The 13,379-nt window shown below is 64.3% G+C and carries 7 protein-coding genes and 1 pseudogene; 5 read left to right on the top strand and 3 right to left on the bottom strand.

The features are described 5' to 3' along the window. The 5 genes and pseudogenes from nuoL to serB all read left to right on the top strand — a co-directional run bounded on the left by nuoL (position 1) and on the right by serB (position 6,569). The gene (gene nuoL, locus ACVCMJ_RS07645) at positions 1-2,052 is read left to right on the top strand and encodes an NADH-quinone oxidoreductase subunit L (RefSeq protein WP_447080839.1); all 2,052 of its coding nucleotides are present in this window, start codon (positions 1-3) and stop codon (positions 2,050-2,052) included. A gap of 11 nt (positions 2,053-2,063) precedes the next feature. Beyond that, positions 2,064-3,551, top strand: coding sequence for an NADH-quinone oxidoreductase subunit M (locus ACVCMJ_RS07640; RefSeq protein ID WP_447080838.1), 1,488 nt, complete (start codon positions 2,064-2,066; stop codon positions 3,549-3,551). 9 nt (positions 3,552-3,560) lie between these two features. Next, a complete protein-coding gene (gene nuoN / locus ACVCMJ_RS07635) occupies positions 3,561-5,048 on the top strand; it encodes an NADH-quinone oxidoreductase subunit NuoN (protein ID WP_447082695.1) in 1,488 nt (495 codons plus the stop codon). Between the two features lie 454 nt (positions 5,049-5,502). Continuing rightward, a pseudogene (locus ACVCMJ_RS07630) lies at positions 5,503-5,703 on the top strand (DUF2818 family protein); the annotation flags it as partial. Positions 5,704-5,717: 14 nt separating this feature from the next. Further along, positions 5,718-6,569, top strand: coding sequence for a phosphoserine phosphatase SerB (serB, locus tag ACVCMJ_RS07625; protein WP_447080837.1), 852 nt, complete (start codon positions 5,718-5,720; stop codon positions 6,567-6,569). A gap of 19 nt (positions 6,570-6,588) precedes the next feature. On the opposite strand, the gene ACVCMJ_RS07620 is transcribed toward serB, so the two are convergent. The 3 genes from ACVCMJ_RS07620 to mfd form a co-directional block, all read right to left on the bottom strand. Next, on the bottom strand, positions 6,589-7,500 hold the full coding sequence (locus tag ACVCMJ_RS07620; RefSeq protein ID WP_447080836.1) for a tetratricopeptide repeat protein: 912 nt from the start codon (positions 7,498-7,500) through the stop codon (positions 6,589-6,591). Then, positions 7,500-9,785 (bottom strand): TonB-dependent receptor, encoded by a 2,286-nt coding sequence (locus ACVCMJ_RS07615; protein WP_447080835.1) that lies wholly within the window; start codon positions 9,783-9,785, stop codon positions 7,500-7,502. The genes ACVCMJ_RS07620 and ACVCMJ_RS07615 overlap by 1 nt, the downstream gene beginning before the upstream one ends. 121 nt (positions 9,786-9,906) lie before the next feature. Continuing rightward, the gene (mfd, locus tag ACVCMJ_RS07610) at positions 9,907-13,368 is read right to left on the bottom strand and encodes a transcription-repair coupling factor (protein ID WP_447080834.1); all 3,462 of its coding nucleotides are present in this window, start codon (positions 13,366-13,368) and stop codon (positions 9,907-9,909) included. Positions 13,369-13,379 lie beyond the last annotated feature (11 nt).

The following is a 13,379-nucleotide window of genomic DNA, read 5'->3' as shown; positions in this document are numbered from 1 at the left end:
ATGAGTCCACAGAATCTTTATCTACTGATCGCGCTGGCACCGCTGGCGACCGCCATCGTGGCGGGGCTGTTTGCCACGGGCTTCATGGGCTCGTGGATCGGCCGGCGCGGCGCTCACCTGCTGACCATCCTGGGCGTCGCCGTCTCCTTCATCGGGTCGCTGGTCGCCTTGCAGCAGGTCATGGATGGCCACACGTTTGACGGCACCATCTACGTCTGGTCCATGATAGGCGCGGTGAAGTTCGAGATCGGCTTTCTGATCGATCCGCTGACTGCGCTGATGATGGTGGTGGTTACCTTCGTCTCGCTCATGGTGCACATCTACACCATTGGCTACATGGCTGACGACCGGGGCTACAACCGGTTCTTTTCGTATATATCGCTCTTCACGTTCTCCATGCTGATGCTGGTCATGTCCAACAACATGATGCAGATATTCTTCGGCTGGGAGGCCGTTGGCCTCGTGTCGTACCTGCTGATCGGTTTCTATTACGGCCGGCCTTCGTCGGTGTTCGCGAGCCTGAAGGCCTTCCTGGTGAACCGCGTCGGCGACGTGGGGTTCGTCCTCGGCATCGGATTGCTGTATGCGTATGCGGGCACATTGCACTATGCCGACATCTTTGCGCAAGCCGACAAGCTGGCCGCCATCACATTCCCGGGTACCGACTGGCACATGCTGACGGTCGCCTGCCTGTGCCTGTTCGTCGGCGCCATGGGCAAGTCCGCGCTGGCGCCGCTGCACGTCTGGCTGCCCGACTCCATGGAAGGTCCCACCCCGATCTCCGCGCTGATCCACGCCGCGACCATGGTCACGGCGGGCATCTTCATGGTGGCGCGCTTTTCGCCGCTGTTCGAGCATGCCCAGAACGTGCTGTCCTTCGTGCTCATCATCGGAGCGTTCGGGGCGCTGTTCCTCGGGCTGATCGCACTGGTCCAGACTGACATCAAGAAAGTCGTGGCCTATTCGACGCTGTCGCAGCTTGGCTACATGGCGGTGGCGCTGGGGGCGTCGGCCTACCAGGTCGCCATCTTCCACCTGATGACGCACGCCTTCTTCAAGGCACTGCTGTTCCTGACTGCCGGCTCCGTCATCCTGGGCATGCATCACGACCAGGACATGCGCCATATGGGTGGCCTGCGCAAGTACATGCCGATCACGTGGATCACCACGCTGATCGGCTCGCTGGCGCTGGCGGGCATGCCGTTCTTCTCGGGCTTCTACTCCAAAGAACATATCGTGGAAGCCGCGGGCGCGGCCGGCATCTGGGGCGCGAACTTCGCCTACTTCTGCACGTTCGCCGGGCTGTTCGTCACGTCGCTCTATTCGTTCCGCCTGTATTTCCTGGTGTTCCACGGCAAGGAGCGCTTCGATCTGGAGCACGGCCCCAAGGCGCTGGTGCACGAGGAAGACTTCGAACCTTTGCAGGGAGAGGCGCGTGAGCACGCCATCGCGGAACACGCCCACCACCACGGCCTGCCCAAGGAATCGCCGTGGGTGGTGACGGTGCCGCTGATCGCGCTGGCATTCATGTCGGTGGTCGCTGGCGTGTGGTTCATCCAGCCGTTGCTCTTTGGCGACTTCTTCGGTCATTCCATCACGGTGCTGCCGCAGCACCCCGCCATGGCCGACATGGCCGGCGAGTGGCACGGCTGGGTCGCGTTCGGGTTGCATGGCTTGACCAGCGTGCCGTTCCTGCTGCTGGTGGCGGGATTCGTGGTGGCCTGGTATTGCTGGCTCATCAATCCGCGCGTGCCGGAAGCCTTTGCCCGCAGTCTGTCGTGGATTTATCGCGCGCTGGTCGAGAAGCTCTATTTCGACTGGTTCAACGAACACGTCCTGGCGCGCGCCACTCGGGCGCTGGGCCACGGACTGTGGCAGCGAGGTGACCGCAACTTCATCGACGGCATCATGGTCAACGGCAGCGCTCGCATGGTGGGCCTGGCGGCCGCCACGGGGCGCCTGCTTCAGTCCGGCTACATCTACCATTACGCCTTCGCCATGATCATCGGCATCATGGTGTTTCTCACATTCTTCGTCTTGATGGCTCACTGATGACTAGCGAAATGGCGTCTTCATCACTTCCCTGGCTGACACTATCGATCTTCGTCCCGGTCATCTTCGGATTGCTGGTGCTGCTGATCGGGCGGGATGATCATCCCGGCCCGGCCCGGGTACTGTCGCTGATCGGCTCCATCGCCGGCTTCCTGGTGACATTGCCGCTGTACACGGGTTTCAACCCGCACACGGCCGACATGCAGTTCGTCGAGAACAAGCCCTGGATCGATACGTTCAACCTGAACTATCACCTGGGAATCGACGGGATCTCGGTGTGGTTCGTGCTGCTGACTTCCTTCATCACCGTCATCGTGGTGCTGGCCGGCTGGGAGATCATCAAATCTCGCGTGGCGCAGTACATGGCGGCGTTCCTGATCCTGTCCGGGCTCATGATCGGCGTGTTCTGCGCGCTGGACGGGATGCTGTTCTACATCTTCTTCGAAGCCACGCTGATCCCGATGTACATCATCATCGGGGCCTGGGGGGGGCCGAACCGGGTTTACGCGGCCCTGAAGTTCTTCCTCTACACGTTGCTGGGATCGTTGCTCACGCTGATCGCCTACATTTACCTGTGGCATGAGTCCAATGGCTCGTTCGATGTGGCGACCTGGCAGCACCTGAAGCTGAACTATTCGCAGCAGATCTTCATCTTCATCGCGCTGCTGGCCGCCTTTGCGGTGAAGATTCCCATGTGGCCCATCCACACCTGGCTGCCGGATGCGCACGTCGAGGCACCCACGGGCGGTTCCATCGTGCTGGCGGCCGTGATGCTGAAACTGGGCTGCTACGCGTTCCTGCGCTTCCTGCTGCCGATTGCCCCCGATGCCTCGCACAGCCTGGCGGGGCTCATGATCCTGCTTTCACTGATCGCCATCATCTACATCGGCTTGGTGGCCATCGTGCAGGACGACATGAAGAAGCTGGTGGCGTATTCGTCGGTCGCCCACATGGGGTATGTGACCCTGGGCTTCTTCCTGTTCAACGTCACGGGCATGGAAGGGGCCATCATCCAGATGCTGTCGCACGGGTTCGTGTCGGGGGCCATGTTCATGTGCATCGGCGTCATGTATGACCGGCTGCACACGCGGCGCATCGACGCCTATGGCGGGATCATCAACCGCATGCCGAAATTCGTGACCTTCTTCGTGCTGTTTTCCATGGCCAATGCGGGCCTGCCGGGGACCAGCGGGTTCGTGGGCGAATTCACGGTGATCCTCGGTGCCGTCCAGTTCAATTTCTGGGTCGGGCTGCTGGCCGCGACCGCCCTGATCTGGGGCGCGGGCTATTCGCTGTGGATGCTCAAGCGCGTGGCCTATGGGCCGGTCGCCAACGAGAACGTCTCGGGCATGAAGGACATCAACGGGCGTGAATATCTGATACTGGGACTGCTGGCCATCATGGTGCTGTTCCTTGGGATCTTCCCGAGCTTCTTCACGGACCTGATGCACCCCTCGGTCAATGCGCTGATGCAGCATGTGGCTGTCTCGAAACTGTAGGCCTGACTAATCATGCATACTCTATTTGATTTCGCACTGGCGACACCCGAGATCGTGCTGCTGGCGCTCACCGGCCTGGTCCTGCTGCTGGATGCCTTCGATCATGATGCCGGGCGCCGCGTGACGTTCACGTTGACCATGGCGACCTTGCTGATCGTGATTCTGGTGTCCTGGGGGCAGTGGAGCAGCGATCTGCACGGGCGCACTTTCAGCAGCCTCTATGTGGCGGATTCTCTGGGTCATTTCCTGAAGATCCTGTCGGCGATTGCCGTGGGCGTGACGCTGATCTACGGCCGCTCTTATGCGGAAAAGCGCGACATGACGACGCGGGGCGGCGAACTTTATTCGCTCACGCTCCTCATGCTGCTGGGTGAGTTCGTCATGATCTCGGCCGGCAGCATGCTGACCGTGTATCTGGGCGTGGAACTGATGTCGTTTGCGCTCTATGCGCTGGTGGCGCTGCGCCGGGATCACCTGGCGTCGACCGAAGCGGCCATGAAGTACTACGTATTGGGCTGTCTGGCATCGGGCATCCTGCTCTATGGCATGTCCATGATCTACGGCGCGACCGGCGAGATCGGGCTGGCTGAAATCGCCGCGGTGATCCGGGGCGGCCACGCTCAGGCCTTGCCGCTGGCGTTCGGCGTCGTGTTCATCGTCGCCGGCCTGGGGTTCAAGCTCACGGCGGCCCCGTTTCACATGTGGACGCCCGATGTCTACCAGGGGGCGCCGACCACGGTCACCCTGCTGGTGGGCGCGGCGCCGAAGTTCGCGGCCTTCTGCATCACGCTGCGGCTGCTCATCGAGGGCCTGCACGGCATTGCCCTGGACTGGCAACCCATGCTGCTCATCATGGCGGTGCTGTCGCTGGCGCTGGGCAATATCGTCGCCATCGCGCAGACCAACTTCAAGCGCATGCTGGCGTATTCGGCGATCGGGCAGATGGGCTATGTATTCCTGGGGCTGCTGTCGGGCGTCGCCAGCGGCCAGGCCGGCGCCAATGCGTCCGCCTATGGCGCATCGCTGTTCTACGTCGTGATCTACGTGCTCACCACCTTGTCCACCTTCGGCCTGATCCTGCTGCTGTCGCGCCAGGGTTTCGAGGCAGAGGAAATCTCGGACCTGAAGGGCTTGAATCGCCGCAATCCGCTGCTGGCGGGCGTCCTGCTGCTGTCGATGTTCTCGCTGACCGGGATCCCGCCGCTGTCGGGCTTCTACGCCAAGCTCATCGTGCTGCAGGCCGTGGTGAGTGCCGGTTATGTCTGGCTGGCGGTGTTTGCCGTGATGTGCTCGCTGATCGGCGCCTTCTACTACCTGCGGGTGATCAAGATGGCGTATTTCGACGAGCCCGAGGACGGCATGGTGCTCAGCACCGGGACCTTTGCCACGCGCGGCGTCATGTCGATCAACGGTCTGCTGATCATTGGCTTGGGCATTTTGCCCGGCGGTTTGATTGCGCTGTGCGAACGCGTGATCACGCAGTCGCTGGTGTTCTGATTTCAACGGCGGCTGAGCGAGACGCATCATGACCCTGTCGGTGGCAGTGTGGCTGGTCATCTTCAGTGCGCTGGTGATGGCGAATCTTCCGTTCGCCCTTGACCGGCCGCTGGCGGCCTGGGGATGGGCGGGTCCGAGCGGGACCGGCCCGGGCTTGCGCTGGTTGCGCTGTCTGGTCTTTCTGGCGGGTGTAGCCCTCTGGTCCTATGGGACGCTCGCGCTGGTTGGCGGCGCGTTTGCGGGCGGTGGCGGGGCAGCCGGACTGTTCCTCGTCAAATTGCTGGTCAGCGTAGCCGTCATGGCTGCCTGGCTGTACTGGCCGGGATTGCCGGGTCGGGCGGGAGCTTCCGGCACGGGATCTTCTGATGCGCCAACGGTCGCGGCTCAATCGCAGTCTGCCGAACCGACGGCGCAACCGGCGCCGCTTGCCGGTCGTCGGCCGGCCGCGCCCGTCAAGCCCTTCATTGATCGCTTCCTCGAAGTTCTTGTGAGCTACGTATTGGTCGGGACCCTGGGCAACGCTCTGGAGCTCAATCTGGGCAATGCGTTCACCCAGGGCTGGGAATTCTATGCGGTGACGCTGGCTCTGTTCCTGGTGCTGGCCTATCCTGGCTTCGTCTGGCGCTACATGCTCAAAGCCAGGCGCCACCACTAGCTGGAGAACACCGCGTGGCCCACGTCATCCTGCAGGCACCGCGCTTGGTGCGCGACGACATCGAGCGGCTCGCCGCCGTTGGGTGCGCCAGCGGCGTGCAGGAACTCACGCCCACCGCCGTGCGGCTGCTCAACGTGGAGCCCGATACGCGGGCCGAGGTGATGGAGCTTGCGCAAGCTGCACGCATCGATGCGGCGTGGCTGGAGACCATTCATCGCCTGGCCGACTGCAAGCTGTTGGCGATGGATATGGATTCCACGTTGGTCAATATCGAATGCATCGACGAGATCGCCGCCGCCGTGGGCCGCAAGGCCGAGGTGGCTGCGATCACCGAGGCCGCGATGCGCGGCGAGGTAAAGAATTTTTCCGAGAGCCTGCGGCGGCGCGTGGCGTTGCTGAAGGGCGCGCCGCAGTCCGCGCTGGAACAGGTCTTCGCCCAGCGCCTGAGGCTCAATCCGGGTGCCGAGACGCTGATCCACACGGCGCAGAAGCACGGCATCCGGGTGGTGCTGGTGTCCGGGGGATTTACGTTCTTCACGGAGCGCCTGCGGCGGGGACTGATGCTGGATGAGGCGCATGCGAATACGCTGGAAATCGTCGATGGCGTGCTGACGGGGCGACTGTTGGGACCCATCGTCGATGGCGCGGCCAAGGCGCATCATGTGCAGGCTGCGGTGCAGGCGGTCGGTGCCACGCCGGAGCAGACCATCGTGCTGGGCGACGGTTCCAACGATCTGCCCATGATGGCCCTCGCGCACTATTCGGTCGCCTATCGGGCCAAACCGATCGTGCGGGCCCAGGCGCGATTCACGCTGGACGTCAGCCCGCTGGACGCCGTCCTGAACTGGTTCCGGCGGCAGCATTAGTCTGCCTGGCCGCTCCCGTTTACGCCGCCTCCCCGCATTGGAAAAGGGGCTCTCGGGCGCCATGGCGCAGGCGTAGCTCCTCCACTCTGGAAAGATAGACGGCCCGCAGGGGGGCATGGCGTTCCCGATCAGCCGGGTGCCGCGCGGGCATACCCGGCAGCGCCTGCAGCCAGGCAGTCGCCTTGTGCAGGAATGCGGGGGTGGCGGAAGTCGGGACTTTCGTGAGCCAGGGCAGGGCGGCGTCGATGCGGCCTTCGCCGATCAGCAAGCGGGCCGTATTGAACTGGCCGCGGAAGTCGCCGCGTTCGGCAGCGCGCCTGTAGTGGCGCGCGGCGGCCGCCAGATCGCGGTCCACGACCCAGCCGTCTTCGTGGAAGCTGCCAACCATGTTCATGGATTTGGCATGGTCCAGCGCTGCCGCTTGGAGAAACCAGTCCAGAGCGGCCGCGCGATCCATCTCCACACCCTGGCCCATCGTCAGCGCCGTGGCGTAGTTGTACATGCCCCAATCCAGTCCGCCCAGCGCCGCCAGCCGGAACCAGTAGGCTGCCATCAGGAAATTGACGGCCACACCCCAACCCTGCGCATGGCATTGCCCCAGCATGTTGAGCGCCATGGGTTCACTGCGGCGCGCCGCATGGTGGAACCACTGCACGGCTTGCGCCGGGTCGCGGGTCATGCCCCGCCCGTCCAGCAGCCATTGCCCGTAGACGAGCTGGGCCTGGACGACCCCGCCCTCCGCCGCTGCGCGCAACGTGGCGGCCGCCGCGCAGGGCGGACCGGCAAGAATGCGCCGCAGGTCGGCCGCAAGGTGCTCCGGCTGGGCCTGGTTGATGGTGCGGCCGTCCAGTACCGCCGCCGGGGTCGCCGAGCCGCCGCAGGCCCCGGCGTGAGGCGCTCCGGCGGCCAGCGGAGCCGATACGCTTCCCATCAGAAGTGCAGGTTCAATGTGGCGACGGCCGAGCGGCCCGGCGCGATGGAAGCGTAGTGCGCGGCGTAGGCGGCATCGTAGTAGGCCCTGTCCGTCAGGTTGTTGACATTGATCTGCAGATCCGCCGTCTTGCTGAACTGGTAGCGCGCCATGGCGTCGAAGCGCCAGTAGGCTGGGATGGTGGCCGTGTTCTGCACGTTGCCGTATTGCTTGCCGACGTAGAAGGCCCCGACGCCGGCCGATACGCGTGGTGTGAAGGCATACGTGTTCCACAGGCTCAGGCTGTTTTGCGGTGTGTTGGGGAAGGCGTTGCCCTCGTACTGGCTGTCCCTGCCGTTGTCGTCGATGCGGCTCTTCAGATGGGTGTAGCCACCGTATATCTGCCACCGGGACGTCGGGTTGCCTGAAATGCCCACCTCGACGCCATCGACGTGCTTCTTGCCGGCCATGGCGTAGTCGCCGTTGGGCAGGGTGACGCGCGCGTTGGTGGTGTCCACGCGGAAGACGGCGGCCGTCAGCCCCAGGCGCCCGTCCAGCATGTCCCACTTGGTGCCCAGTTCCAGAGTGCGGTTCTTTTCCGGAGCCATGTCTGCGGCGTTCGGTCCCACGTTGTTGCGCCCCGGAGTCAGGCCCTGCGTTTCGCTGCCCTCCTGGAGCGTTGCGCCGGCCGGTGTGGAGGAGGTGCCGTAGGATATGTAGAAGGTGCCGTTCTCGATGGGTTTGTAGGCCAGTCCGAGCTGGTAGTTGAACAGCGTGTCGTGGCGGCTGATGGCATTCGCCTCGAACGGGCTCAGCCGCGTGTCATAGTCGTCCACACGAAGGCCCAGCGTGGTTTGCCAGTGCTCGTCGAGCTTGACGGTATCGAAGCCGTACAGGGATTTGGTGAGGGTGCGGGCGTAGATGGGCTGGCCCAGCGGGCCGCCGCTCTCGGTATTGACCCAGGGGTCGCCCGGGTCGGGATTGTAGAGGCCGGTGCAATGGTAATTGGATCCCGGCCCGAAAGTCCCTGGCGAGCATGCTTTGTTCATGGCGCTGTCGTTGCCGTCCCGGTCCACGGCCAGGCTGTCCTTGCGGCCATCCTCCATGGACAGTTCGATCCCGGTCAGGAAGCGGTGTACCCAGGATCCGGTGTTGAACTCGCCCTGTAGTTCCGTCTGGTTGGCCCAGGTACTGACGCGGCTGTCACGGGTGTTGGCGCGCCGCCAGACTTGGCCATCCAGCACGTTGCCCTGGCTGTCGTCGGGCTGCGTCCAGACGTAGCGCTGCGTCCCGCGGGTATAGCGGGTCTGGTTGCGCAACGTCAGATGATCAGCCAGATCGTGCTCGATGCGCAGTGTGCCCATGTCGCTGCGGGTGTGCCGGTAGTCGCTGGTCAGGCCGTAGAAGTTGCTGCGGTCTACGTCCGCAGGGCCAGTGCCGGTCATGGCGGGATCGTAGCCCGGTTTGGCCTGGTTCTTGCCGCCGTCGTTGATCCAGCTGCTGGGATAGGCGTATGGAATCCCGCTGTCGGGCGTATCGTCCGACTCCATGTGGTAGTAGCTCAAGGTGAGTCGTGTCGGCGTGCCCAGACCCAGACTGAGGGTGGGAGCCACGCCCCAGCGTTTATAGTCCACGGCGTCTCGCCCCGCCACGTCCTGGCTATGGTTCATGGCGTTGAGCCGGAAGGCCGTGGTGTCGCCCAGCCTCCAGTTGCTGTCCACCGTCTGGCGGAAATAGTCATCGGTGCCCGCTGTCAGAGACACATCGGTGAAGTCGCGCAGCCCGGCGGTCTTGCTGATCAGGTCGATGCTGCCCCCAGCGCCGCCTCGGCCCGCGTAGGCGCTGTCTGCCCCTTTGATGACTTCGACTTGCTCCAGGTTGAAGACATCGCGCGATGTGGCGCCGATGTCGCGCAGGCCGTCGACGAAGGTGCTGGATTGGGCATCGTAGCCGCGAATGAATGGGCGGTCGCCCAGCGGATTGCCGCCTTCGCCCGCCCCGAAGGTAATACCGGGCGAGTTGCGCAGTACCTCGGCCAGCGTGGTGGCGGCCTGGCTGTGGATGAGCTCCTGAGGGATGATCTGCAGAGACTTGGCGGTGTCCAGCACAGGTGCCGTGAATTTGTCCGAGGCTGAGTCCTTGACCAGAAAAGGGGCCGGTTTTTCACCCAGTACCTTGACGGGAGCGAGCTGCACCGGATCATCGGCCTGTGCGGCCTGTGGCAGCAGGAACAGGGTGGGGGTGGCGATGGCCGCGGCCAGGCCGCCGGTCAGCCTGGCCGCGCTCGAAGGGTGAGGTCCCTCCATTTGATTTCCTCCCGTTATTGATATAAGTCATGAGAATGATTTGCAATTCACAACGATTCTAGTTGAGAATGATTATTGTTTCAAATGAATTTCAAACGATGACGGGCAAAGTGGGGGGAAACTACGCGGCCAGCTTCTGCAGCAGCCCGCGCAGCTGATGCACGCGGCCGGGCACGTCCACCGCGCCGCCGTAGGCGACCTTCAGGCGGTCCGGGCCGTTCAGGCGGATCTGGCGATCCTGCTGGACCAGCTCGATGATGCGCAGCGGCTCCACGCTGGGCTGGGCGGAGAACTGGATGGACGCCTGCGTTTCGCCGGCGTCGATCTTGATGACGCCCAGCGGCTCCGCGAGCAGGCGCAGGCGATGCAGCGACATCAGTGTCTGGCCCGCCTCGGGCAGCTTTCCGTAGCGGTCGATCAACTCTTCCTGGATTTCGGTCAGGCCGTCCGCGTCCTTGGCGTGCGCGAGGCGCTTGTAAAGGCCCAATCGGGCCTGTACGTCGCCGCAGTAATCGGACGGCAGCAGAGCGGGGGCGTGAAGATTGACCTCGCATTGCGCATCCAGCGGCCCGTCCAGATCAGGCTCTTCGCCCGATTTGAGCGCCCGCACCGCGGCGGCGAGCATGTCGTTGTAGAGCGAATAACCCACTTCCTGGATGTTGCCCGATTGGGATTCGCCCAGGATCTCGCCGCTGCCCCGTATCTCCAGGTCGTGCATCGCGAGAAAGAAGCCGGCGCCCAGTTCCTCCATGGACTGGATGGCTTCCAGCCGCTTTTTGGCGTTGGACGTGATGGCGTCCTCACCGGGAGTGAGCAGGTAGGCGTAGGCCTGGTGGTGCGAGCGTCCCACCCGTCCCCGCAGCTGGTGGAGCTGGGCCAGGCCGAGCTTGTCGGCACGATGGATCAGGATGGTGTTGGCGGTCGGCACGTCGATGCCGGTCTCGATGATGGTCGTGCAGAGCAGCACGTTGCTGCGCTGCTGGTAGAAGCCCTTCATCACCTCTTCCAGTTCCCGCTCGCCCATCTGGCCGTGGGCGACCGCGATGCGCGCCTCGGGCACCAGCTCTTCCAGCCGTGCGCGGCGGTTGTGGATGGTTTCGACTTCATTGTGCAGGAAGTACACCTGGCCACCGCGTTTGAGTTCGCGCAGGATGGCCTCGCGGATGGTGCTTCCATCCTCGCGGCGCACGAAGGTCTTGATGGCCAGCCGCTTCTGCGGGGCCGTGGCGATGACCGAGAAATCGCGGATGCCTTCGAGCGACATGCCCAGCGTCCGGGGGATCGGCGTGGCCGTGAGCGTGAGCACGTCGACCTCGGCCCGCAGCGCCTTCAGGGCTTCCTTTTGGCGCACCCCGAAGCGGTGTTCTTCGTCGATGACGACCAGGCCCAGTTGTTTGTAGCGGATCTCCCTGGACAGCAGTTTGTGCGTGCCGATGACAATGTCCACCGATCCGTCGGCCAGCCCGGCGATGGCCCGAGCTGTCTCTTTGCCGGTCCGGAAGCGCGACAGTTCCGCAATGCGCACCGGCCAGTCCGCGAAGCGGGTGATGAAGTTCTGGGCGTGCTGCTCGGCGAGCAGTGTGGTGGGGCAGAGCAGCGCCACCTGCCGCCCGTTCATGACAGCGAGGAATGCGGCCCGCAGGGCGACTTCGGTCTTTCCGAAGCCCACGTCGCCGCACACCAGCCGGTCCATGGGGCGGCCGGAGGTCATGTCTTGGATGACGGCCTCGATGGCGGACGCCTGGTCGGGGGTCTCCTCGAAGCCGAAACCCTCGGCAAACGCTTGGTAGTCCCGGGCCGGAAGCTGGAAATGCAGGCCGTCACGGGCGGCGCGCTGCGCGTACAGGGCGAGCAGTTCGGCAGCCGTGTCGCGGGCCTGGCGCGCGGCTTTGCGGCGCAGCTTTTCCCACTGGCCCGACCCCAGCGGATGCAGGGGCGCGTGTTCGGGGTCGGCACCGCTGTAGCGCGCAATCAGGTGAAGCTGCGACACCGGGACGTACAGCGTGGCCTCGTGGGCATATTCCAGGTGCAGCAGTTCAATGGGACCTTCGCCAAGGTCCATGTTGACCAGCCCGCGGTAGCGGCCTATGCCGTGCTGCGCGTGAACGACAGGGTCTCCGACGTGCAGCTCCGCCAGGTCGCGCACCATGGAGTCGACGTTGCTGGCGCGTTCGGCGCGGCGCCGGCGGCGGCCGGCCGGACGACCGGACTGGCTGGGGTACACGTCATTTTCCGTCAGGATGGCCAGCCGCGCCGGGGGCATCAGGAAGCCGGCGGTGAGTGGCGCGATGACCAGCGCGAAACGGGATTGTCCTGCCAGATAATCCTGCCAGGTATCGAAGGCGGCATCCGGGGGCAGGCGGTAGTCGGTCAGCAGCTCCGTGATAGTCTCTCGCCGACCGGCGGAGTCCACGCAGATCACGGTGCGTTCCGGGCTCTGGTCCAGATGCCGGCGCAAGTTCGCCAGAGGGTCCTCGGCGCGCCGGTTGATGGCCACGTTGGGGCTGGGCGCGAAATCCGGGTGAGGTTGATCATTGATCAGCGCCAGGCGCGAGGTGACCTTCAGGTGACTGTGGAATTCATCGTCGGCCAGGAACAGCGCCTCAGGCGCCAGCACCGGGCGTTCGGGGTCCGACTTCAGGAACTGCCAGCGATTGTGGGCGTCCTGGTGAAAGTGCGTGATCGCCGTGGATACGTCACCCAGCGTGAGCGTGATGGTGCCCTCGGGGAGATAATCGAACAGCGATGCCGTGTGCTCGAAAAACAGCGGCAGATAGTATTCGATGCCCGCGAACGCGATGCCGTTGCCGATGTCCCGGTAGGGCAGTGCGCGCGAAGGATCGCCTTCGAAGACTTCCCGGAAGCGGGCGCGGAAGCGGGTGCGGGCGGCCTCGTCCATCGGGAACTCGCGCCCGGGCAGCAGCTCGATGTCGCGCACAGGATATAGACTCCGTTGCGTGTCGATGTCGAAGCTGCGGATGGATTCGATCTCGCGGTCGAACAGGTCGATGCGGTAAGGCAGCGCGGAGCCCATCGGAAAGAGGTCGATCAGCCCACCCCGGATGCAGAATTCACCCGGTGCGCTCACTTGCGTGACATGGCTGTAATTCGCCAGCGTCAGTTGTGCGCGCAGGCGCTCCTCGTCCAGCGTGTCGCCCTGGCGAAAGGCGAAGGTGTAGGCGGCCAGGAATGCCGTGGGCGCGAGACGCACCAGCGCGGTGGTGACCGGCACCACCAGCACGTCGACCGCATTCTGGGTCAGCGAATGCAGCGTGCGCAGACGTTCCGAGATCAGGTCCTGGTGCGGTGAAAAGCTGTCGTAGGGCAGCGTCTCCCAATCGGGCAGGAAGCGTACCCGCAGGTCGGGATCGAACAGCGCGATTTCGTCAGCCAGGCGCTGGGCCGCCAGCGGGTCGGCGCAGAATGCGGCCAGCGTATGGCCCGCTTCGCGGGCCAATGCGGCCAGCAGGCAGGCGTCCCCCGAACCGGGCGGGCGCGGCTGGGCGTAGCGCTGGCCTGGCTTCAGCGCCGCCAGCGTGGTCGCGACCGAGGGAATGAGGGGGGTGAAAGCGGCGGAATCCATGAAGGCGATAG

Source organism: Castellaniella sp. UC4447_H14 (assembly GCF_052978285.1).
The sequence above is the reverse complement of the archived record's forward strand: the minus strand, read 5'-3'. Positions and strand labels throughout refer to the sequence as shown.